Genomic DNA, 22,216 nt, shown 5'->3' with positions numbered 1-22,216 from the left:
TCAACAAGACCATCCGCCGCCTGCTCAAACGCCTCGCCGACCTTGGGTGTCAAGTGGATCCCATGTCTCATACTGTTTAGCGCTTCCTACTAGCAAACCCTTTGGCAGCCTCCTCCTCAGCCAAACTTGCGCGCCGCATCCAGCGCCAGCCCCGAACCAATCCCCCCAAACAGATCCCCCTCCACCCGCCGCGCACCAGGCAACAACTCGCCAAGCCGCTGGCGCAGCAACGGCACGCTGCTGGAACCGCCGGTAAAGAGAATGGTGTCGACCGAACCGGCGTCCACGCCTGCGGTGCTCAGCATCTCGCGCACGGTGTGCTCGGTCTTCGTCACCAGCTTGCCGATGGCATTGTCGAAGTCATCACGCGTCACCGTCAGCGTCAGTTCCTGCGCGATGCGGTGCAGGTCCACTTCGGTACGATCCGTGCCCGACAACGCGATCTTGGCCGCCTCGACCTGAATTGCCAGCCAGTGGCCGGCGCGTTCCTTGATCAGGCGGATCAGGCGGTCGAGCTTGTCGGTCTCGGCGGCATCGCGGTAATTGTCCATCACCAGCGACCATGCCTTGCGTGTGTAGACCAGGTTGATGGTGTGCCAGCTGGCCAGGTCGAAGTACTGGCTCGACGGCATTTCCTTGCCATTGCGCAGCTTGCTGCCCAGGCCCAGCAGCGGCATGGCACTGGCCAGGCTCAGCGCGCGGTCAAAGTCCGTTCCGCCGATGTGCACGCCGCCGTTGGCCAGGATGTCTTCGCGGCGGTCCGTGCGCTTCGCACGCTCGGGCGACAGGCGCACCAGCGAAAAGTCCGAGGTACCGCCGCCGATGTCGGCCACCAGCACGAGTTCTTCCCCGCTGATCTTCGCCTCGTAGTCGAATGCCGCCGCGATCGGCTCGTACTGGAACTCGATCTCGCGGAAGCCCGCATCGCGTGCGATCTCGGCCAGCGTATCTTCGGCCAGCTGGTCGGCCTTCGGGTCTTCGTCGATGAAGAACACCGGGCGGCCCAGCACGGCGCGTGTCAGTTCCGTGCCGGCGGCGCGCTCGGCGCGCGCCTTCAGTTCGCCGATGAAGTGGGCCAGCAGCTTGCGGAACGGCATGGCCTGGCCCATCACCTCGGTGCTGTCGTCCATCATCGAGGTGCCGAGCAGGCTCTTCAGCGAGCGCATCAGCCGCCCTTCATAGCCCGCCAGGTAGTCGCCCAGCGCCGCGCGGCCATAGCTGACCAGCGGATCCTCGGCATGGAAGAAGATCACCGAAGGCAGGGTAAGTTTGTCGTCCTCCAGGGGCAAGAGCGCCGCCGGATGGCCTGGGCGGGTCCACCCCACCGTCGAGTTGGACGTGCCGAAATCCAGGCCGCAAGCGTTTGACATCATCGATTCAGTTTTCCGTACAGCAACAGCAGATCCCCGCGCCGGAAAAAAGCCGGGCACGGGCCGGCCGCCATTGTAGTGGCAGTCACGCCCGCCGATCCGGGCTTGACATGCCTGTCGACGCCTCCTATTCTCGGCCTGTTCTTTCTTTAAGACCGTTGTTCTATCTTACAGAACATAGCGAGCGCGCCTCAGGGCAGCGTTCCCGGACAGTGACCTGGAGACAACATGATTCGCACCATCCATCCGACCCGTACCGGCGCCCGCGCGCTGCTTTGCCTGGCCTTGCCCGCGCTGCTGGCCGGCGCCGCGCCGGCCATGGCCGCCGACAGCTATCCGAGCCAGCCGGTGCGGCTGGTCGTGCCCTTCCCGCCGGCGGGCGGCACCGACGTGCTGTCGCGGCTGGTGTTCAACAAGGTCGGCATGGCCACGCACTGGAACGTGGTGGTGGAGAACCGTGCCGGGGCCGGTGGCAATATTGGACTGGATGCGGTCGCCAAGGCTCGCCCGGACGGCTACACCCTGGGCATGGGCCAGACCGCGAACCTGGCGATCAATCCGACGCTGTATCCGAAGATGCCGTATGACGCGGTGAAAGACTTTGCGCCCGTGGTGCTGGTGTCGGCGCAGCCGGTGGTGCTGATCGTGCGCGCCGATGCGCCGTACAAGACCGTGGCCGACCTCGTCACGGCGGCCAAGGGCAAGCAGCTCTCGATGGCCTCGGCCGGCACCGGCACCGTGGGCCACCTGACCGGCGAAATGTTTGCGCGCCGCGCCGGCATCAAGATGCTGCACGTGCCGTACAAGGGCGCCTCGCCCGCGCTCACCGACCTGCTGGGCGGGCAGACCGACTTCTACTTCGCCACGCCGCCGATCGCCATGCCGATGATCAAGGCCGGCAAGATCCGCGCGCTGGCAGTGACTTCCGCCAAACGGCTGCCGCTGCTGTCCGCCGTGCCGACCGTGGCCGAGTCCGGCTACGCTGGATTCCAGGCGGAAGACTGGAAGGCGCTGGTAGCGCCGGCCGGCACCTCGCCCGAGGTGGTGAAGCGCCTCAACGCCGAGATCAACAAGGCGCTGGCGCAGCCCGACACCATCGGCAAGCTGCGCGAAGAAGGCAGCGAGCCGCGCGGCGGTTCGGCGCAGGACCTCGCCGCCTTCATCAAGTCCGAGAACACCCGCTGGGGCGCCATCGTGCGCGAGTCCGGCGCGCGGGTAGAGTAATTTTTCTGGAAGTCCTTCATGCAAAAGCCGCTGCGCCATATCCGCGTCCTCGACCTGACCAATGTGCTGGCCGGGCCCTTCTGCTGCCACCAGCTCGCCCACATGGGCGCCGAGGTCATCAAGGTGGAAACGCCGGGCACCGGCGACCTCGCCCGCCAGCTCGGCGCCGATGCCGAGCTCAACCAGCGCCTGATGGGGGTGTCGTTCCTCGCGCAGAACCCGGGCAAGCAGTCGATCACCGTCAACTTCAAGCACGCCAGCGGCAAGGAAGTCTTCCGCAAGCTGGTGCGCAGCGCCGACGTGGTGGTGGAGAACTTCCGCCCCGGCGTGATGGAACGCCTGGGCCTGGGCTATGAAAGCCTGAAGGCCGAGAACCCGCGCCTGATCTACTGCGCCATCTCGGGCTTCGGCCAGGACGGCCCGCTGTCCGACCTGCCGGCCTATGACCAGATCATCCAGGGCATGTCCGGCGTGATGAGCATCACCGGCGACCCCGAAACCGCCCCGTACCGCGTGGGCTATCCGGTCTCCGACACCATCGGCGGCATCACCGCCGCCTTCGCCATCGCCGCGTCGCTGGCGGACCACCAGCGCACCGAAGGCTACTTCATCGATGTCTCGATGCTGGAAGCAACGCTCGCCACCATGGGCTGGGTCGTCTCCAATCACCTGATCGCAGGGAAGGCGCCCGCGCCGATGGGCAACGAGAACATGACCGCCAGCCCGTCCGGCACCTTCCACACCGGCGATGGCCTGCTCAACATTGCCGCCAACAAGCAGGAGCAGTTCGAGGCAGTCTGCCGCGTGGTGGGCCGCCCGGAGCTGGCCACCGACGAACGCTTTGCCCAGCGCCAGGCGCGGCTGCAGAACCGCGCCGCGCTCACGCAAATGCTGGAAGCCGAGCTGGCGAAGAAGCCGGCTGGTGAGTGGTGGGCGCTGCTCAATGAAGCCGGCGTGCCGGCCGGCCCGGTGCTTGGCGTGCCGCAGACGCTCGCCCATCCGCAGATCCGCGACCGCGGGCTGATCGGGGACTTCGCCGATGTACCCGGCGTCGGCCGCGACATCCGCGTGGTGCGCACCGGTTTCAAGCTCAACCGCGAGGCGCCGTCGGTCGACACCCCGCCGCCGGAACTCGGAGAGCACACCCGCCAGATCCTTGCCACGCTCGGCTACAGCGACGCCGAGATCGATTCCCTGAAACAGGAGCGCGCCATATGAGCGACACCATGGACCCCGGCCAGCAGCTTTCGCAAGACTGGTGGCGAACGGAAATCATCGACATGCGCCCGGGCGAGATCCGCTACCGCGGCTATCCCATCGAGCAACTGATCGGACAGGTGTCATTCGCGCAGATGATCTGGCTGATGCTGCGCGGCGAGCTGCCGGGCCCGGGCCAGGGCGAGCTGCTCGACGCGGCGCTGATGGCCGCGGTGGACCACGGTCCGCAAGCGCCAAGCATCGCCATTGCGCGCATGGCGGCCACCTGCGGCGTGGGCCTGAACAACGCGATGGCCTCGGCCGTCAACGTGCTGGGCGACGTCCACGGCGGCGCCGGCGAGCAGGCGGTGGAGCTGTATCAGGACATTGCCCGGCGCATCGATGCCGGCGCCACGCAGGACGCGGCCGTGGAGTCGGCACTGCAGCACTATCGCGACCACCACGGCAAGTTCGTGTCCGGCTTCGGCCACCGCTTCCACCCGCTCGACCCGCGCGCGCCGCGCCTGCTGGAACTGGTCGACAAGGCCGCGGCTGCCGGCGTGGTCCCGGGGCGCTACGCAGTGATCGCGCGCGCCGTGGAAGCCGCGCTGGGCGCCGGCCGCAGCAAACCCATCCCGATGAATATCGACGGCGCCACCGCCGTCATCTATGCCGAACTGGGCTTCCCGGCGCCGCTGGCACGCGGCCTGTTCTGCCTGTCGCGCTCGGTGGGGATCCTCGCCCATGCCTGGGAGCAGACTCAGCAGGGCGGGCGCAACAAGGGGCCGATTCCGCGGCAGTTCCTGTGGACGTATGACGGGCAAGCGCAGCGGGACGTGCCCGGGCACAAAGACTGACGCCCCGCCCCCTCAGGCCGCCGGCTCCATCATCTGCTCCTCGGGCACGGCCGGCATCTGCACCGGCATCTGCGCCGGCAGGATGCCCAGCATCGCCGACGCCAGCACGTAGCGGTCGCGCCCATGCTGCTTGGCGTGATACAGCGCGCGGTCGGCGTCGGCGAACAGCGCACGCCACAACGCTTCCTTGCTGCCCGGTCCGCCGCGCAGCTGGGACACGCCAATGCTGACGCTCGCGTAGCCTTCGCCACCTGGCAGCGGGATCGCGCGCACCTTGCGCAGGATGCGGTTGGCCAGTGCAGTGGCCTGCTGTTCATCGGTATGCGGGCAGAGAATGCAGAACTCCTCGCCGCCGTAGCGCCCTGCCGCGTCCGAGGCCCGGCGCGAATTGTCCAGGGCGTGGGCCACCTCGCGCAGCACGGCGTCGCCGGCATGATGGCCGAAGGTATCGTTGACCTGCTTGAAGTAGTCGATGTCGATCACCAGGCACGACAACGGCAGGCCGTCGCGCTGCCAGCGCGATACCAGGCCGAGGGCGGCCCGCTCCAGCGCGCCGCGGTTGAGCAGGCCGGTCAGCGCGTCCATGCGGGCACCGGATTCGTTGCGGGCGATGATCTGTTCCATCGCCATCACCGTGAATCCGAACAGCCCGAGCAGCACCGCCACCAGCGGCGCCAGCGCCCAGACCCAGCCGTCGGGGCTGGCAAAGAACAGCGTGGTCGTGCCCGCGCCGGCGCCAGGGCGCAGCACTTTGCTCAGGCCTGCGAGTTGCGTCACCAGGTGCACCAGGCTGGCCGCCAGCACCAGCGGCGCGCCGATGCTGCGGCGGCCGGGGCTGGCGCGCAGCAGTACGGCGAGCGTCGCAAGGGAGATCAGGGCCATGCTCCCGTAGGCGATGCCCAGTACCACGGTGGCCCCGTCGGCCCGCCCGGCCATTGTCACCATCAGTGCCAGCACGGATACGGCGGCCACCGCCAGCGGCACGGGGTGCGCGGCCAGGCTGTAGTAGACGCGCACCCCGCGGTAGTTGAGCAGCCAGCCGATGATGTAGGCGCCGGCCCCCAGCGTGGCAAGATGCTGCGTGCCGGCCGCCGCACTGGCCGCCAGCGCCAGGCCGGCCGCGGAAGCCACCACGTGCCCGAAAGCCCAGAGGCGCCCCGCCTCACTCGCGCGCAGCGCGATGACCAGTCCAGCCGCGATCAGCAGCATGCTGGAGAACACCACCATCATGACGACCGCAATGGTCAGTTGATCCAGGTGCAAGGAATTCCCTTAACAGAACCGAATGCGAGCGGCCGACGTGTGTCGGGCTCGGGCGCGAGGGGAGCGAACTGCGCATGATAGCCCGCGGGCGTAGCCGGCGGGCACCCCCGACAAGCCGGGGTGTGGTCAGTCAGAAAGGCCGCGGGCGGCGGCAGGGAAGCGGGTCAGGCGGAGGCGCCAGGCGCGCCGGCGCCGCCGGCCCGGTCTTCCGCCACCGGGAAGCTGCCGCCGAGCGCCTGCGTCAGGGCGCGCGCGGCGCGCAGCACGTCGGCCCGGAAGGCTTCGCTGAAGCGGGGCGTGGGGCAGGTCAGCGTCAGCGCGCCGCGCAAGTCGTTGCCCGGGCCGAACACCGGCGCCGAGACGCCGGCGATATCGGGGCTGCGGTCGCCCACCAGCGCGATCACGCCCTCGCGGCGAATCTGCTGGTAGATCTCGCCGGGCTCGCCGGCAAAGGCGCGCAGCACGCGCCCGCCCGCGCCGCGGTCGCGCGGCAGCAGGTCGCCGGCGCGGATGTGGTCGCGCACCGGTTGCGGGGAATCGACCCGGTACAGGCACAGCCGGTGTTGGCCCTGCTCCACATGGAAGGCCGCGCTTTCGCGCGTGACGCGCACCAGCTCGCGCAAGGCCGGCATCACCACCGCTTCGAGCGAGAACGACGCGGCATAGACCGCATTGAGCCTGGCCACCTCGGGCCCCAGGCTGTAGCGCCCGTCGCCAAGGCGTTGCACCAGCCCGGCATGTTCCAGCGAAGCCAGCAGCCGCAGCAGCGTGCTCTTGTAGAGGCCGCTGCGCTGGGCGAGCTCCGCCAGGCCCAGCGAGGTATCGCCCAGGCGGAATACCGACAGGACAAACAGCGCCCGGTCGACCGCAATGGCTCCGCCTTCGGCGGCATGCTTGTCGGCTTCGGAGACTTGGGCAGCTTTGCGGGGCATGGCGGGCGGAACCGGGGGAGGAGGCACCGGCGACAGCGCGCCGGCATAACAGAACGAGCAGCCACCCTATAGAACGGGCCTGCCGTTGTCAAATGCGGAGCCGGCCAGCGGCAACGCCCCGTCAGCCGCTGTCTTGCGACGCATCAATGGTGACCGCCACCACCATGGAAGCCGCCATGCATTCCGCCGCCGCGCATGCCGCCCGGCGCCACCGCGCGGAATCCCCGTCCACCGGCAAAACCATGAAAGCCTCCCATGCCGCCCCGGTGGAAAAACACCCGGTGCATAGGGTGCGCGTGATGGAAATGATCGACAAAGATGACCGAGGCGCCAATCCCGACGCCGACCGGCGCCCAGTACCAGGGCGTGTCGTAGTAATAGGGTGTCGCGTAGTATTGCGGGCCGGCCCCGGCGCTGTCGACGATCTGCCAGGTGCCGTCCGGTTGCAGGCAAGCCAGGCCCACGATCTGCTGCAGCGTCCCGTCTATCTCAGCCTGCCCCACGACCTCCTGACACGGCGGGCCGCCGCCCCAGTCCCCTTCTGCAAGCGCCGGCGTGATAGTGCCCGCGCACAGCCCGAGACCGGCCAGCCATGCCGCCGCCCTCCTCGCAGTGTTGCCCATGATGATTACCTCCTGCCTTGCCCAGCCCGGCCGCCAATGCGGCCGGGCCGGCGCACGGCACCCGCCCTGCCCCCCGTCAATATCCGGTATTTCCCATGCCGCTGGTGCTTCGGCTGCTGCGGCCGCTATTGCTCCCGTCGTCACGTGATGCCGACGTCCCGTTGCCGGAACATGCCGCCACTGCCATCGCCGCCAGCAGCAGCGCTGAAATCATGCGCAGCACGCTCATGTCTGTTCTCCCGTCCTTCAGGCAGAGCGGCGGCGCAACCACACCGTTGCTCCGCCGGCGGCAGGCCGAGACCAGTCATGGCGGCGCGCGCCCTGCTGCAATAGGTATACGCGCAGTCGCCTCGTTTTATTCCCGCGCCACCCGGCTGTTACAAGTCCTGCTATATGCGCCGATCGCATACTGGCGTTTTTCCGCAACACCCTGGCCCGCTACGAAACCCGGCTCACGCGACGCATAAGGACCTTTCAGCAGACTGGTCGGCATCAATCGGCACTTCCGTCACGCGTCGGCGCCACACTCGCGGAATTAGAGGGATTCTTGCCTCTTTATGGTTAAGCGTTTGCTGCATGGCATGGATAGAATCATGCGTTGCCCTATGCTGCAGCCTGACTATTACGCACTGGTATGACCGTTCCCGAACTTTCGCTTGGCGACATCCTGGATGACCTGCGCAGCGCACCGCGCCCGCTCTCTGCCGCCGAGTACACCTATATCGCGCACCTCCGCCAGCGGATCGTGACCGGCGATGCGGATCTCTGGACCACGCTTGAAACCGCCGGCGTGCCTTGCAGCGAACGCCGCCTGTCGCCCGAAGTGGTGCTGGCCCTGACCGCCATCGGCCAGTTGCCGATGCATTGAGCCGGGGCCGGCCATCGCATGGTCGCGCCGCCCGCATTCTCTCCCGTTTTCAGGCGTTCCCCGCCTTTTTTCTTTGTCCTCGCTACGGCCGGTGTCGCCGGCCTTGCCAATCTGTCCAGAGGTCCGCGCCTGTGGCTCGCCCCGGTCATTTCCAGATGCCCTCTCCTGCCTGAGCCCCCGATCATGGATCGGCGCATTCCGACGGGATTATCTGATTACACAGTCAGCCCGATTCCGGATGAATAGTGATTCGACGCAGGAACTGAAAATCCAGGGAATATCGCCAGATCAGAAGCCGAATTGGCTGGCGCCGATCAATATTTGACTCGTATCAATATCCGACCGATTTACCGAATACCGACGCCGGTTATTGCTTATCCCCGGATTCAAATGTAAATACAATGCCGACTCCCGTTTCCCGGAACCGGAGAGTCCAAATGGTAACGCGTCGGAAGTTGCTGAAAACCATCCCCGCTGCCGGTGCAGCGGCCCTGATTTCGCCGCTGGAAACGCTGGCGGTAACCGCGCCCGGCGGTCTCGGAGGCATCGAAGACCTTCCGATCCTGGATCCGGTCGAAGACCTGAAGACCATTATTTCGCTGGCGCTGGACGCCGTGCCCGAGATCGGCGGCCTGCTGTCCGCACTGGTCAGCCTTTGCTGGCCGAGCCCGTCCGTCGACATCTGGGCGGAGATCCGGCAGCGCGTCGAGGCCATGATCGACAGGAAGATCGACGATGCCGTCTACAGCCTGCTCAAGAGCAAGCTCGACGGCATCGGCAACACGCTGAAGCTCTATCTCGGCGCGGTGGCCACCAGAGACGTGAGCAATATCCGCATGCAGTTCATCGCGACCAATACCCAGATGACGCAGGCCGCGGCGGAATTCCGCAACCCGGATTTTGCGTGGACGCTGGCGCCGCTGTTCGCCATCTTCTCGCAACTGCACGCCTCGCTGCTGCGCGACTGCGTGCTGCACGGCAAGGACTGGGGCTGGAGCCCGGAGACCTACAGCAGCTACGTGACCTTCACCAGCGACACGCTTGCCACCTATATCGCCTACCTCGACAACGTCGCTGCGCAGGAGGCCGACCGGCTCCGGCCGAATGCGCCGGCCACGCCGGGCCGCCACTACACCGGCATCTACAACTACTGGCAGCCGTTTGTCCAGAAGCGGACCCTGCTGCTGGACGACTACAGGCTGCTGCTGACGTGCCTCGATCCGATCCGCTATCCGGACGGCGTGAAGGCCATCCCCTACAAGGACGTCTACAGCCAGGCCTTCGGCACCGCCGACGACTGGGACGGTACCTGCAGCGGCTGGGCCAGCTGGGTGACCACGCCGTTCGGACAGCCCGCCGGCAATATTTCGCGCATCGACGTTGAACTGTTCAACAGCTCGCCGCGCAGGGTGAGCGTCAGCTACCCGTCCGGCGCGGGACCCAGGTTGTGGGGGCAAGGCCGGGTCAACGGCTACGGCATCATTGCAAACGACAAGACGGGCGTGGAGCGGCATAGCGTCACGATTCCGCCGGCCGCCGACGGGAAGACCTTCAACATTGCCGGCGCGACGGTCAAGAACGGCAGCATTCCGATGTCCCTGTGGCTGAAGCTGGATGACGGCCAGACCCTCACCGTCTGGGATCGCCAGGACCTGGACGGCGACCACGTCAATGTGGCCGTCAGCGGCAGGAAGCTCACCACGCTGAACATGTGGACCCGCAGCAATTTCTACGACAGGACGCTCGGCTGCCTGATCCTCGGCTTCAGCAAGGATCCGGGCGAGATGCCGGAGCGGGTCAAGGAACTGCTCTATGTCAGCGCGATCGAGCAGAAGAGCACCGGTGCCCGCTATCTGCCGGCCAGCATCTCACGCCGGGTGGAATATGCACGCGACAGCTTCTGGCGCAGTGTCTGGAGCACCCCGCGATGAGGTCAGCCCGTCTGCCATCCTGCGTGGTCGCGTTGCTTCTGGCGGCCGGTGGATGCAGCACCCGTGCGCCGGTTCCGGATCGCACAAACGCGGCAAGGGAAATCGATCGCCTGCCGCTGGTCGTCGCGCATCGCGGCGGAACGGCGGACTATCCGGAAAACACGCTGCTCGCCATACGCAAGTCCGTCAGGCATCGGGCGGACATGATCTGGCTGACCGTGCAGCTCAGCCGCGACGGCGTGCCCGTGCTGTACCGGCTCGCGGACCTGTCCGCCAACACACAGGGCACGGGGCCGGTATCGGCCCTGACACTGGCGCAACTCCAACAGCTGAACGCGGGCTGGCACTTCGCCCGGGCCGCGAGCGACGGCACCGTGGCGTTTCCCTATCGCTCGCGACCGCTGCCCGTTCCGTCGCTGGCGCAGGCACTGGCTGCCGTCCCGCCTTCCGTTGGCATCGTGCTGGACATGAAGGCACTGCCGGCCACGCCGCAGGCGCAAGCGGTGGCCCATGTGCTGAACGAGGCCGACGCCTGGGACCGCGTGCTGATCTACTCCACCGATAACGCCTACCAACAGGCGTTTGCCGGCTTTCCTCGCGCCCGCCTGTTCGAGTCCCGCGACCGGACCCGTGCCCGGCTTGCGGCTGTCGCACTGGCGGGAACCTGCACCTCGGCGCCCGAACCGGGCACATGGAGTGCCTTCGAGTATCGGCGCAAGGTCCAGTTGCTCGAGACGCTTACGCTCGGGGAAGCGCGCAGTTCGGTCGATGCGGCGTTGTGGTCGCCGCCCGCACTGGCGTGCTTCCGCAGCAAGGGTAAGGTGCCCGTCCTCGCCATCGGTATCAACAATGCCGACGACTACGTGGACGCCGCCTGTCTAGGCATCGACGCGGTGATGACCGACTCCCCGCGCACCATGCAGGCCATCCGCTCGCAACTCGCGTTGCCGTTGCGATGCCATGGCCCACGCGCTGATGCGGCCCGTCGGGTGCTACCCGCGTCCTGATTGCGTTTCCGCGCGGCAAGCATGATTGAAGACAAATCACACCACGATTTAAGCGATTTCCGTCTTCAAGCGGATGTCGATGCTGACTACGATCAGTGCCCTACATCGTTGAAGAGACCAGGCCAGCGCGCCGGCCTGCCTCGCGCAGCCGGCTTCGCCCGCCACAGCATCATGTATGGCTTATTTCCTGCAGAACCGGCGTGTCAGCTTCCTGGCATTGCGCGCTTTCACTGCGCTCATGCGTCATCGGGACACCAGCCGTGCCGCGCAGGAGCTCGGCATCCTGCCGCAACGCCTCCACTACCAGCTGCGCTCGCTGGAAACCGCGATTGGCAAGCCACTGTTCCGCACTGGCAGTCCTCACTGGCTACCCACGCCGGCTGCCTTGAAGCTCCTGCCCAAGGTTCGCGGCATGCTTGCGATCTGGGAAGGCCTGTTCGACGAGCCCCCTCAGCCGAACGAGCCGGAGCCGCTTGATATCTACCTCGAACGGAAGGATTGCCCGCCGGGCATCGCCTTCTGGTTGCGGCATTCCACGATGTAGCTGCGTACCCTGAAAACTCAAAACGCCTTCTCGCAGCAATACGCCTCCGTGCGATACGGGAACGCGACCTCCGCCTGCCCGGCCAGCGCCGGATGACCGGCAATCACCGCCTGCAGCCTTTCCCGCACGGCGTCCTGCTGCGCCTGCGGCAGCGCCGCAATAAAGCTGACCGACATCACGCGATCGATGATGACCTGCTGGGCCGGGCCCACATGCTGGTAGGGCAGGCTCGTCAGCTTCAGCTCGCCGAAGCCCTCGGCCGGGAAGACGCGCTTCCAGTCGCCCTTGTAGAAACGCGGCGCGTCGCCCTCGAGCGGCCGCATGATCGCCGTGAGCTGCGCCACCCAGTCGACCGACTCGTCGCGCACGTTCCATACCAGCCCCAGCTTGCCGCCAGGGCGCAGTACGCGGCGGATCTCCGCCATCGCCTTGTCGTTGGCGAACCAGTGGAACGCCTGTGCGCAGACCACGGCGTCAACGCTGGCATCGGCCAGCGGAATGGCCTCGGCACTGCCCTCCAGCGCCTGTACCGCGGGCAAGGCGGTAGTCAGCTGTGCACGCATCTGCGCGACCGGCTCCACGGCGATCACGGTGGCGCCGGTGGCCGCCAGCCGGCGGGTGAACTTGCCCGTGCCGGCACCCAGGTCCACCACGGATTTTCCCAGGCCCAGGCCCAGGCCCAGCGCCTGCCGCAGCCAGTTGTCGATGTCAGTCGGATAGTCGGGGCGCCCGCGGGCATAGGTATCGGCCTGCCTGGAAAAACCCTCGGCGGCAGCATGGTGGATGGCAGTCATGGAGGCGGCTGGCAGGAACGCGGTGGCGTTGGAGTTGGCATGAACCGGCGGCGCCGGTCAGTCCGGTAGACTACTCCCTGCTTGCGCGTGCGGCAACCCTGCCCCAGCGCTCAGTGCTGCATGCCCCAGCGCCGCACTGTCAGGCGCTCGAGCGTCGTGAAGACAAGCCCCTCCACCAGCAAGCCGATCAGGATCACCGTGGCCAGGCCGGCAAAGACGCGGTCGGTGTAGAGCTCGTTGCGGTTCTGGAAGATGAACCAGCCGAGCCCTCCCTTGCCCGACGAAGCGCCGAACACCAGCTCCGCCGCGATCAGCGTGCGCCAGGCAAAGGCCCAGCCGATCTTCAGGCCGGACAGGATCGCCGGCAACGCCGCCGGCACCAGGATCAGCAGCACATAGCGCAAGCCGCGCAGGCCGTAGTTGCGCCCGGCCATGCGCAAGGTTTCCGGCACACCTCGGAATCCCGCATACGTATTCAGCGCCAGCGGCCACAGCACCGAATGGATCAGCACGAAGATCAGGCTCTTGGTGCCCAGCCCGAACCACAGCAGCGCCAGCGGCAGCAGCGCGATCGCGGGGAGCGGGTTGAACATCGCGGTCAGCGTATCGAGCAGATCGCGCCCCGTGCGCGTGGAGACCGCCAGCGTGGTCAGCACGAAGGCCAGCCCGATGCCGCCCGCATAGCCCTGCAACAGCACCGACAGCGACACCGCCGCCTTGCCCGGCAGCTCGCCACTGGCGATGCCTTCGGCAAACGCACGCGCGGTGGCCAGGAAGGTCGGCAGCATCAGGTCGTTGTCCTGCACGCGCGCCACGATCTCCCAGATCAGTGCCAGCGCCAGCAGGATCACACCTTTGCGCAGCCAGCCCTGCTGCCACAGGCGCCGGTGCCACGGCAGCGGCCTGGACACGGGCATGGCGTCGAAGGGTTCGGGTTCGCGCAGGTACTCGGGCCGCGCTTCCGGAGCGGGCCCGTTCAGCACGGCAGCATTCGGATAAGTCATGGTGATGGGTTCCTGAGCGTCCTTCAGCGAGCGTGCGCGGCCCTGGCCGCGGGCGCCCCTGCCCCGCCGGCCGGCTCGTCGAACAGCATCTGGTGGATGCGTTGCGCGGCGGCCTGGAATTCGGCGCCGCCCTGGCTCGCCAGGCTGAACTGGTGGCTGTTGAGCTCCGCCCGCACCCGTCCCGGATGCGGCGACAGCAGCAAGATGCGGCTGCCGACCACCAGTGCCTCTTCGATCGAATGCGTGACGAACAGCAGCGTGAAGGCCGCGTCGTCCCACAGCGACAGCAGTTCCTCCTGCATGCGCCGGCGCGTCAGCGCATCCAGCGCGGCAAACGGCTCGTCCATCAGCAAGACCTTGGGCCGCATCGCCAGCGCACGCGCAATCGCCACGCGCTGCTTCATGCCGCCCGACAGCGTGTGCGGATACGCATCGGCAAATCCCGCCAGGCCTACCTTGTCGAGGAAATGCATGGCGCAGTCGCCGGCCTCGGCGCGCGACATGCCACGCGATTGCTGCAGCGGGAACATCACGTTCTGCCGCACGGTCTTCCACGGCGGCAACTGGTCGAACTCCTGGAACACCACGATGCGGTCCGGGCCGGGCCCCTGCACGCGCTGGCCATCGAGCCGGATCTCGCCTTCGCACGGCGGCACGAAGCCGGCCACCGCCTTGAGCAGCGTCGACTTGCCGCAGCCAGACGGCCCCAGCAGCACGAAGCGGTCCGCCGCATGCACGTCGAAGCTGACGCGGTGCGTCGCGCGCACGATGCGCTCGGGCGTGCGGTACTCCAGCGACACGCCGTCCACCTGCAGCAGCGGCCCGCGCGCCGCGCTGCGGTCGGAGACGACGCGCAGGTTATGCATGGCCATGTCAGCTACCCTGTGCGGTGGCCGGATCCTGGAAGAAGTAGTCTTGCCAGGATTTCGGCTGGTTGCGGATAGCGCCCACGCGATGCATGAACTCGGCCAGCGCAAAGGTGTTCTGTGGCGCGACCTTGAATTGCACCTGCGGGTTCTTCAGCACGCGCACCAGCAGGGCGCGATCGATCTTTGCCTTGTTCACGCGGATATAGAGATCCGCCGCGGCTTCCGGATTCGCCGTGGCGAACTTCGCTGCCTCGGCCAGTGCGTCAACGAAAGCACGGTAGGTCTTCGGGTTCTCGTTGCGGAACTTCTCCGTGGCATACAGCACCGTGGCGGAGCTGGGCCCGCCCAGCACGTCGTACGAGTTAAGCACGATGCGCGCATTGGGATTGCCGGCCAGTTCCTGCTCCTGAAACGGCGGATTGCCGAAGTGCCCCGTGATCTCCGTACCGCCCGTGATGATCGCGGCAGTGGCATCCGGATGCGGCACGGCAACCGTCCACTTGTCGAGGCGGTTGTACTCCTTGTCGCCCCATTGCCTGGCCGCCGCCAGCTGCAGCACGCGCGACTGCACGGAGACCGAGACCGCCGGCAGCGCAATACGGTCCTTGTCGGTGAAATCCGTGATCGACTTCACTGTCGGATTGTTGCTGACCAGGTAATACGGGAAGTTGCCGAGCGACGCCACGCCACGCACGTTCTGCTTGCCGTGCGTGCGGTCCCACAGCGTCAGCAGCGGGCCTACGCCGGCACCGGCGATATCGATGGCTCCAGAAAGCAGCGCGTCGTTGACCGCGGCGCCGCCAGACAGTTGCGTCCACTCCACCTTGATATCGACGCCCTGCTGCTTGCCGTGCTTCTCGATCAGTTGCTGGTCACGGGCCACGTTGAGTAGCAGATAGACCACGCCGAACTGCTCGGCGATGCGCAACTTGCCTTCTGCGTGGGCGGTGCCCGACAAGGCCAGTCCGGCGCTCAGGGCAAGCAAGCCGAGCTTGCGTGAAAAAACGGAAAACATAGAAAGACTCCGGAGAATTCGACAGACAAGCCTTCGCCAAGGCGAGGGCGCGAGTTCAACGCGGCGCGTCGCCCTCGATCGTGGTGCGGTACATCACGCGCCGCAGCTCCGGCGGACAGCCCGCCGCAAGATGCAGCAGCGAGCGGTTGTCCCAGAACACCAGGTCGTTCTCCAGCCACCGGTGGCGATAAACATGCTCTGGTCGCGTGCTGTGCGCAAACAGCTGGTCGAGCAGGTCGCGGCTTTCGTCATCCGGCAGCCCGGCGATGCGGGTCGTGAAATGCTCGCTGACGAAGATCGCCTTGCGTCCGGTTTCCGGATGCGTGCGCACCACCGGCTGCAGCACCGGTCTGACCTGCGCAATCTGCTCGGGCGTGAGGTTCGGCCGCCACGGGCTGCGCTGCTGCAGCTCGGCATAGCGCGCGAGATAAGTGTGTTCGGCCTGCAAGCCGTCCACAGCGCGCTGCAACGACGCAGGCAGCGTTTCCCACGCCAGGTGCATGTTGGCGAAGAGCGTATCGCCACCTTCCGCGGGCAGCTCGCGTGCATGCAGCAGCGAGCCGAGGCTCGGCTTTTCCTTGTACGAGAGATCCGAATGCCAGAAGTGGCCGGCATCGCCCAGCCCGATCGGCTTGCCGTTCTCCACTACGTTGGAGACCACCAGGATCTCCGGATGGCCGGGCAGCTGGAACTGGTGCAGCACGTGGATCTGCAGCGGGCCGAAGCGCCGGCTGAATGCCACCTGCTGATCCGGCGTGATGCGCTGGTCACGGAAGACCAGCACATGGAAATCGAGATGCGCGCGATGGATGCGCGCAAAGTCCTCCGCGGACAGCGGGCCGGACAGGTCAAGCCCGATCACCTCGGCACCGAGCGGCGCATCGAAGGGACGGATATCAAAGGTGTCGCCGCGACCGGTCGCGAACGGCACGGGCTGGTGGCGCGGCGCGCTGGCCGCGGAAGTTGCAGTCGTCATGGCAAGCTCTGTAATGCGGGGGAAGCTGTCGCGGTCCGGCCTGTGGAGGGCTGGCGGTCCGCATCGGCAAGCCTGCACTGTAGAGATCGCGCCATTGCACGGTCAACGAAGCAAATCGCTGGCCTTTATCGGCTTATCGCATATCCATGTCTGGACATTTGCGTGTGTCGGCGCCTGTTGTGCGGGCCGTGTCGCGCGGTTATCGCACAATGCATGGATAGCGCCCGCAATTCAGGCGCTTACTCCGTAATCCCTCGGTTCGCGCTCCCCCATAATCGTGGTGCCGGAACAACCGGCCGCAGAAGGCCCCGAAAAAGGGGCATGCGAAGAGACCATGGAAGGAGATGTCGTTGATTTTCAAGAATCGTGCACCGCGCGCCGCGCGTTTGATGGCCGTGGCCATTGCAGGGCTGATCGCCGGCCACACCGCTGTCGCTGCCGAAGCATGGCCGGCCAAGCCGATCAAGGTGATCGTGCCCTATACCCCCGGCGGGTCGACCGACACCGTGTCGCGGGTCGTTTTCGAGAGCGTCTCGAAAAAGCTTGGCCAGCCGATCATCATCGAGAACAAGCCCGGCGCGAACAGTACATTGGGCGTTGGCATTACCGCGCGTTCAACGCCGGACGGGTACACATTCGTGTCCGTCCTTGCGGCCTACAGCGCGAACATGTCGCTGTACTCGAAGCTGAGCTACAAGCCCACGGACCTGGTACCGGTAGCGGAAATGGCGGAACTGCCGCTCTTCCTGTTCTCGAGCAAGAAGCTGCCAGTCAAGACCGTCGCCGAACTTGTCGACTACGGCAAGAAGCACCCCGACACGCTGACCTTCGGCTCCAGCGGCGTCGGCAGTTCAGCGCACCTCACGGGCGAGCGGCTGGCGATGGAGTCGAAGCTCAGGATGACCCATATTCCGTACAACGGAAGCGCCCCGATACTGCCCGCGCTCGTGGCCGGCGAGGTCTCCGTGGCATTCGATCCGCTACTGGTTCCGATGCCGCATGTGAAGTCGGGAAAGATCAACGTGCTCGCGGTGGCGTCAGCGAAACGCTGGCCGGGCGAGCCGAATATCCCGACCATGGAGGAGGCAGGCTTTCCGGGCTTTGTGATGAGTTCCTGGACGGGGCTTCTGGCGCCCGCCGGCACCCCGCAGCCGATCGTCGCCCGCATGGCCAGGGAAATCGCCGCGGCAACCCGCAGCCCCGAGGTCGCGAAGAAGCTCACGGAGCTGGGCTTCGTACCGGTGGGTGGAACGCCCGACGAGTTCCGCAAGCTGATCGAGCGCGATACGGCACGCTATGCGGAAATTGTGAAGGCGGGCAAGATCACGCTCGACTGACGCTGGAGCCCGGCGACAGGATCCGGACATGAGAACGGCGAGCCCCCAGTGCTCGCCGTTTTTATTGGTTCTTCGCCGATTTGTGGGGCTGGGATTTTGGAGGGGCTGTTGCTGACGGGCCCGGGGTAGTGGCTGCGGCTTGACGCTGTCGATGGTTCGACGGCCCTGGCTTCGTACTTCGGTGCCTGCGGCTGGCCTCTGTCGAAGGCTCGACGGCCCCGTTTCGCCCTGCCGGGCGACTTCCTTTTTGACGGCGCCAAAAAGGAAGCAAAAAGCGCTTTCTTGAAGGCGCCTTTTGCCTCCTTTTGGGCGCCGTCCCAAAGGAGGTCGCCGGCTACGCCGGCGAAACAGCAGCGCATCCAAGAACCCATGTCCCGCAATCCGGCGAAGAACCTTTTTATTGCGCTTATCGAACCGCCCTATGGCCTGCCCACGCATCCGCTGCGACACGCCACATTCCCCGTATCCGGCCGCGTATCCGGCACGAAGCCGTCGCGGTTCGGCATCCGCACCTTCGGCAGCGTACGGGCATCCAGCACCGCGTCCGCCGGCAGGATGCCGTTCTGATGCAGCAGCCACGCCGTCACCGCATAGACCTCGTCCGGAGTCAGGCTCTGCGGCGCGTTGTACGGCATCGCGCGGTTGATAAAGTCGAAAACGGTGGTGGCATAGGGCCAGAAGCTGCCGATGGTCTTGACGGGGTCGGTTCCCTGCAGCGTGCCTCGCCCGCCGACCAGCGCATCGGCCGGCTTGCCCTCGCCATTGGCACCATGACAAGCCGCGCAGTGCTGCGCATAGACCAGCTTGCCCTGGGCCACCGAGCCTTTGCCGGGCGGCAGGCCCGCGCCGTCCGGCGTCACATCGATGTTCCACGCCGCCAGGTCGCGCTCGCTGGCTGCCCGGCCAAGACCAAACGTCTGCGCCATCGCGGGCGCTGCGGCTACCATGAGCACCACCGCGATCGTTCTCTTAAGCGCGCGCATTGGCAATGCTCCCGTCCGCGGCCACGTTCCAGCGCTGGATCGCGTTGTAGTGATAGGTCGATGCAAAGCCCCGCGCCGCCACCAGCTGGCCGGGTGTGGGCTGCACATTGCCCGCTTCGTCGATGGCGCGGCTCTGCAGCGAAGCGATCCCGCCATCCCAGCGCCACGGCAGCCGGAATCGCACCAGCGCGCGGTCGAGCACCGGCTCCTGCAACTGCGCTTCGCGCCAGCTGCGGCCGCCGTCGACCGACACCTCGACGCGCCGGACGCGTCCGTGGCCCGACCAGGCCAAGCCGGAGATCTCATAGAAGCCGGGCTCGCGCAGCCGGTGGTCCGGCGCCGGGAAGGTGATGACGGACTTCACGTCCATCAGGAACGTGAACTGCCGCGCCGAACCGTCCGGCAGCGAATCGGTGTACTTGGATGTCTCTTCACGCGACATGAAAGGCTCGCGCCCCAGCTTCAGCCGGCGCAGCCATTTGATGCTCATATTCCCTTCGTAGCCGGGCAGGAACAGGCGCAACGGGTAGCCGTGTTCGGGCCGCAGCATCTCGCCGTTCTGCGCATAGACGAGCAGCGCATCTTCCATCACCTTGGCAAGCGGAACGCTGCGCGTCATGGCGGCGCTGTCGGCGCCTTCGGCCAGCACCCAGGCAGCCTCGGGCGCTACGCCTGCCTCATCCAGTACCACCGACAATGGCACGCCGGTCCACTCGCAGCATGACAACAGGCCGTGGCTGATCTGCACCGACTTCGCGCTCGGCGCCTGCCACTCCCGGCCAGTATTGCCCGAGCATTCCAGGAAATGGATGCGCGACACCGACGGCAGCCGCACGATGTCGTCCAGCGTGAAGATGCGCGGGCGCGCCACCAGCCCATGCACCGCCAGCCGGTGCTGCGCGGGATCGATCAGCGGAATGCCGGCGTGATGGCGCTCGAACACCAGCCCGGTCGGCGTGATGATGCCGCGCAGGTCCTGCAGTGGCGTCATCGATGAATTGGCGCCGGGCATCGGCGCGGCGCCGCGGCTGCGGCGCACCACGTCTTTCTCGAAGAGAGACGGCTGGCCGTAGGCGTGCCAGAGCACCGGTTCACCGGGGGTGCGCGTCCATGGCGCTACTGTCAGCGGCTCTGCGCGCGCGGCAGCGCTGGCGCCCGCCATGGCGGCGCCCAGCATCGCGCCACGCCGCAGAAAGCGCCGACGGTCGGAGGGATTGTGTTTGCTCATGGGGATAGATCGGCCAGGGTGCGCAGACTGTAGGACAGCGCGGGCAGCAAGAGAACGAAGAAGTTCGCATGCCGATATGCCGCCGCTGCCGCGCCGTGGAAGCGGCCGCGCCATATGCGCGCAGCCAATAACCAATGCCGGAATCATTCGTTCAGTACGCGCAGCCGTGCCGCTTATCGTGGAGCCGTCCTCAATTCCACCAAGGTCCGTACGATGACAACGCAGCGCCCCCATGCAGGTCTTTCGCCATCGCCACTGCGCCTGTCGCGCCGCGAGATGCTCAGGTGCGTGGCATGGTCCGGGCTGGGCGCGGCTGCATCGCTTTGGCCGCTGAGCGCATTCAGTGCCAGTCCCTCGGCCCGGCCTGACGTCATCCGCATCGGCGTGGCCCAACCCGCTACCGGCACACCACCGACGTTTGCAGGCAGCTCGCTCTCCATCGCCCATGCACGCGGCTGGCTGGAGGAATCGTTCAAGCCGTCCGGCACGCGCGTAGAGTGGTACTTCTTCAAGGGCGCCGGCCCCGCCGTCAACGAAGCGCTGAGCAACCGGCAACTGGACTTCGCATTGCAGGGCGACCTGCCTTCCATCGTCGCGCGCGCGGCGGGGCTGAAGACGCGGCTGGTGCTGGCCACCGGCGTACGCGCCAATATCTACGTGGGCGTGCCGCCCGATTCGCCGCTGAAGACGATCGGCGACCTGCGCGGCAAGCGCGTATCGCTGTTCAAGGGCACCAATATGCATCTGCCCGCGCTGCGCCTGCTGGAGGCCAATGGCCTGACCGACAAGGACCTGCGGCTGCTCAACCTGGACACGGCCGGCTACCTGGCGGCACTGACCACGCGCGACATCGACGCCGCCATCGGTGCCATGGATATCCTGCGCCTGCGCGACAAGGGCGCGGTGCGCATTCTCTACTCCAGCAAGAACCAGTCGCCGATCTACACGCGGCAAAGCCACGTGCTGGTTTCGGACGAATTCGCCGGCCGCTACCCGGAGGCCACGCAGCATCTGGTCAGGAGCGCGGTGGAAGCGGCGCGCTGGGCCTCCGACGAAAGTCACCGCGAGGAGGTGCTGCGCACCTGGGCGCGCGCCGGCACGCCCTACGAGCACTGGAAGGAAGACTTCGACGGCGAACCATTGCGCGTGCGCCTGAACCCGAACTTCGACCCCTTCCTGATCAGCCGCTACAAGGACGCCGCCGAGCAGGCCTACCGCTTCAAATTGTGCCGTGCGCGCTTCGACGTGGACCAGTGGATCGACCAGCGCTTCCTGAAGAACGCGCTCAACGACCTGAGCCTGCAGAGCTACTGGCCGGTGTACCAGTCCAACGGCAAGATTCTTGGAGCCTGACGCCATGTCCGCCGCCGATTCGATTGCCCTGCCTGCCGGCGCGCCGCTTTCCGCCGGCTTCGCACGAAAGCCGCCGCGCTGGCGCGAGGCCACGTTATGGCTGCTGGCATGGCCGGTTCCGCTGACGCTGCTGCTGGTCTGGTACGTGGCGTCGCGCCATGAGTGGATTCCACCCCAGGTGCTGCCGTCGCCGGAAGCCGTGGCCCGGACGCTGGCCGACCTCTGGCAAAGCGGAGAACTGCAGGCAAACCTGACCATCAGCGCGCTGCGCGTGGCCGGCGGCTTTGCGGTGGGCCTGGCCGGCGGAATCGCGCTGGGCGCAGCGATGGGCCTCTCACCCACATTCCGCGACTACGTCTATCCGACCTTCAAGGCCTTCAGCCAGGTGCCGGTGCTGGGCTGGCTGCCGCTGCTGATGCTGCTGGTGGGCATCGACGAAGCTCTCAAGATCATCCTGATCGCCAAGGCTGCGCTGGTGCCGATCGCGCTGAATACCTACAAGGGCATCGGCAATGTCCCGGTGCGCTACCTGGAGGTGGCACGCGTGCTGCGGCTCACGCGCTGGCAGGTGCTGTCGCGCGTGGTGCTGCCGGCAGCAGCGGCGCCGATCTGGAACGGCATCCGCTACGGGCTGACGCATGCATGGCTGGCGCTGGTCGTGGTGGAGCTGCTGGCCTCGTCGGAGGGGCTCGGTTACATGATCGTCTACGGCCGCCAGCTGTTCCAGCTCGATATGGTGATTGCCGCCGTGGTGGTGGTGGGCGCAGTGGGCTTTGCGCTTGACAAGGTGCTGGCGCTGGCCGAGCGCGCGGTGCTGCGCTGGCGCAAGCCGGGCTTCTGA

Annotated in this window: 22 protein-coding genes; 10 read left to right on the top strand and 12 right to left on the bottom strand. The window is 66.7% G+C overall.

The genetic code is table 11. The features are described 5' to 3' along the window. Positions 1 to 116 precede the first annotated feature (116 nt). Entirely contained in the window at positions 117 to 1,373 is a 1,257-nt protein-coding gene (locus RM96_RS29285) for an Hsp70 family protein (RefSeq protein ID WP_039015232.1), read from the bottom strand. A gap of 225 nt (positions 1,374 to 1,598) precedes the next feature. Between RM96_RS29285 and RM96_RS29280 the strand changes: the two genes are divergently transcribed. Genes RM96_RS29280 through RM96_RS29270 form a run of 3 tightly spaced genes read left to right on the top strand, consistent with a single transcriptional unit; the run spans position 1,599 to position 4,648 of the window. Continuing rightward, positions 1,599 to 2,594: a Bug family tripartite tricarboxylate transporter substrate binding protein gene (locus tag RM96_RS29280; protein ID WP_052279823.1), complete on the top strand. Its 996-nt coding sequence runs from the start codon at positions 1,599 to 1,601 to the stop codon at positions 2,592 to 2,594. Between the two features lie 18 nt (positions 2,595 to 2,612). After that, entirely contained in the window at positions 2,613 to 3,812 is a 1,200-nt protein-coding gene (locus RM96_RS29275; RefSeq protein ID WP_039015231.1) for a CaiB/BaiF CoA transferase family protein, read from the top strand. Further along, positions 3,809 to 4,648: a citryl-CoA lyase gene (locus RM96_RS29270; RefSeq protein WP_039015230.1), complete on the top strand. Its 840-nt coding sequence runs from the start codon at positions 3,809 to 3,811 to the stop codon at positions 4,646 to 4,648. The genes RM96_RS29275 and RM96_RS29270 overlap by 4 nt, the downstream gene beginning before the upstream one ends. A 12-nt stretch (positions 4,649 to 4,660) precedes the next feature. Here RM96_RS29270 and RM96_RS29265 read toward each other — a convergent pair whose 3' ends face one another. From RM96_RS29265 to RM96_RS39550, 4 genes are all read right to left on the bottom strand, one after another. Then, complete coding sequence (locus tag RM96_RS29265) at positions 4,661 to 5,911, bottom strand: GGDEF domain-containing protein (protein ID WP_039015229.1); 1,251 nt, start codon at positions 5,909 to 5,911, stop codon at positions 4,661 to 4,663. 164 nt (positions 5,912 to 6,075) lie between these two features. After that, the gene (locus tag RM96_RS29260; protein WP_039015228.1) at positions 6,076 to 6,843 is read right to left on the bottom strand and encodes an IclR family transcriptional regulator; all 768 of its coding nucleotides are present in this window, start codon (positions 6,841 to 6,843) and stop codon (positions 6,076 to 6,078) included. 143 nt (positions 6,844 to 6,986) lie between these two features. Then, positions 6,987 to 7,466 carry a hypothetical protein gene (locus RM96_RS29255; RefSeq protein ID WP_039015227.1) on the bottom strand — a complete coding sequence of 160 codons (480 nt, stop codon included), beginning with the start codon at positions 7,464 to 7,466 and terminating at the stop codon, positions 6,987 to 6,989. A 76-nt stretch (positions 7,467 to 7,542) separates the two neighbouring features. After that, complete coding sequence (locus RM96_RS39550) at positions 7,543 to 7,695, bottom strand: hypothetical protein (protein WP_193752548.1); 153 nt, start codon at positions 7,693 to 7,695, stop codon at positions 7,543 to 7,545. Between the two features lie 405 nt (positions 7,696 to 8,100). On the opposite strand from RM96_RS39550, the gene RM96_RS29250 reads away from it, so the two are divergent. The 4 genes from RM96_RS29250 (at position 8,101) to RM96_RS29235 (ending at position 11,816) form a co-directional block, all read left to right on the top strand. Beyond that, complete coding sequence (locus tag RM96_RS29250; protein WP_039015226.1) at positions 8,101 to 8,334, top strand: hypothetical protein; 234 nt, start codon at positions 8,101 to 8,103, stop codon at positions 8,332 to 8,334. A 437-nt stretch (positions 8,335 to 8,771) separates the two neighbouring features. After that, positions 8,772 to 10,265, top strand: coding sequence for an insecticidal delta-endotoxin Cry8Ea1 family protein (locus RM96_RS29245; protein ID WP_039015225.1), 1,494 nt, complete (start codon positions 8,772 to 8,774; stop codon positions 10,263 to 10,265). Next, positions 10,262 to 11,272, top strand: a complete 1,011-nt coding sequence (locus RM96_RS29240) for a glycerophosphodiester phosphodiesterase family protein (RefSeq protein WP_039015224.1) — start codon at positions 10,262 to 10,264, stop codon at positions 11,270 to 11,272. Before RM96_RS29245 ends, RM96_RS29240 begins: the two co-directional genes overlap by 4 nt. 175 nt (positions 11,273 to 11,447) lie before the next feature. After that, the gene (locus RM96_RS29235) at positions 11,448 to 11,816 is read left to right on the top strand and encodes a helix-turn-helix domain-containing protein (protein WP_039015223.1); all 369 of its coding nucleotides are present in this window, start codon (positions 11,448 to 11,450) and stop codon (positions 11,814 to 11,816) included. 17 nt (positions 11,817 to 11,833) lie between these two features. On the opposite strand, the gene RM96_RS29230 is transcribed toward RM96_RS29235, so the two are convergent. The 5 genes from RM96_RS29230 to RM96_RS29210 all read right to left on the bottom strand — a co-directional run bounded on the left by RM96_RS29230 (position 11,834) and on the right by RM96_RS29210 (position 16,474). Beyond that, the gene (locus RM96_RS29230) at positions 11,834 to 12,610 is read right to left on the bottom strand and encodes a class I SAM-dependent methyltransferase (protein WP_039015222.1); all 777 of its coding nucleotides are present in this window, start codon (positions 12,608 to 12,610) and stop codon (positions 11,834 to 11,836) included. Between the two features lie 110 nt (positions 12,611 to 12,720). Beyond that, positions 12,721 to 13,614: an ABC transporter permease gene (locus RM96_RS29225; RefSeq protein WP_039015221.1), complete on the bottom strand. Its 894-nt coding sequence runs from the start codon at positions 13,612 to 13,614 to the stop codon at positions 12,721 to 12,723. Between the two features lie 23 nt (positions 13,615 to 13,637). Beyond that, positions 13,638 to 14,486, bottom strand: coding sequence for an ABC transporter ATP-binding protein (locus tag RM96_RS29220; protein ID WP_039015220.1), 849 nt, complete (start codon positions 14,484 to 14,486; stop codon positions 13,638 to 13,640). Position 14,487: 1 nt separating this feature from the next. Then, complete coding sequence (locus RM96_RS29215) at positions 14,488 to 15,498, bottom strand: ABC transporter substrate-binding protein (protein WP_039015219.1); 1,011 nt, start codon at positions 15,496 to 15,498, stop codon at positions 14,488 to 14,490. 55 nt (positions 15,499 to 15,553) lie between these two features. Continuing rightward, a complete protein-coding gene (locus RM96_RS29210) occupies positions 15,554 to 16,474 on the bottom strand; it encodes a TauD/TfdA dioxygenase family protein (RefSeq protein WP_039015218.1) in 921 nt (306 codons plus the stop codon). A gap of 344 nt (positions 16,475 to 16,818) precedes the next feature. On the opposite strand from RM96_RS29210, the gene RM96_RS29205 reads away from it, so the two are divergent. After that, positions 16,819 to 17,811 (top strand): Bug family tripartite tricarboxylate transporter substrate binding protein, encoded by a 993-nt coding sequence (locus RM96_RS29205; RefSeq protein WP_039015217.1) that lies wholly within the window; start codon positions 16,819 to 16,821, stop codon positions 17,809 to 17,811. A 419-nt stretch (positions 17,812 to 18,230) separates the two neighbouring features. Here RM96_RS29205 and RM96_RS29200 read toward each other — a convergent pair whose 3' ends face one another. Both RM96_RS29200 and soxC read right to left on the bottom strand, forming a co-directional pair. Further along, a complete protein-coding gene (locus tag RM96_RS29200; RefSeq protein ID WP_039015216.1) occupies positions 18,231 to 18,794 on the bottom strand; it encodes a c-type cytochrome in 564 nt (187 codons plus the stop codon). Then, positions 18,781 to 20,022, bottom strand: coding sequence for a sulfite dehydrogenase (gene soxC / locus RM96_RS29195; RefSeq protein WP_039015215.1), 1,242 nt, complete (start codon positions 20,020 to 20,022; stop codon positions 18,781 to 18,783). Before soxC ends, RM96_RS29200 begins: the two co-directional genes overlap by 14 nt. A gap of 213 nt (positions 20,023 to 20,235) precedes the next feature. On the opposite strand from soxC, the gene RM96_RS29190 reads away from it, so the two are divergent. Beyond that, positions 20,236 to 21,375 (top strand): ABC transporter substrate-binding protein, encoded by a 1,140-nt coding sequence (locus RM96_RS29190; RefSeq protein WP_082016761.1) that lies wholly within the window; start codon positions 20,236 to 20,238, stop codon positions 21,373 to 21,375. A gap of 4 nt (positions 21,376 to 21,379) precedes the next feature. Beyond that, on the top strand, positions 21,380 to 22,216 hold the full coding sequence (locus RM96_RS29185) for an ABC transporter permease (RefSeq protein ID WP_039015214.1): 837 nt from the start codon (positions 21,380 to 21,382) through the stop codon (positions 22,214 to 22,216).

The organism is Cupriavidus sp. IDO, from assembly GCF_000812465.1.
GTDB lineage: Bacteria > Pseudomonadota > Gammaproteobacteria > Burkholderiales > Burkholderiaceae > Cupriavidus.
This window is presented reverse-complemented; position numbering and strand designations above follow the sequence as displayed.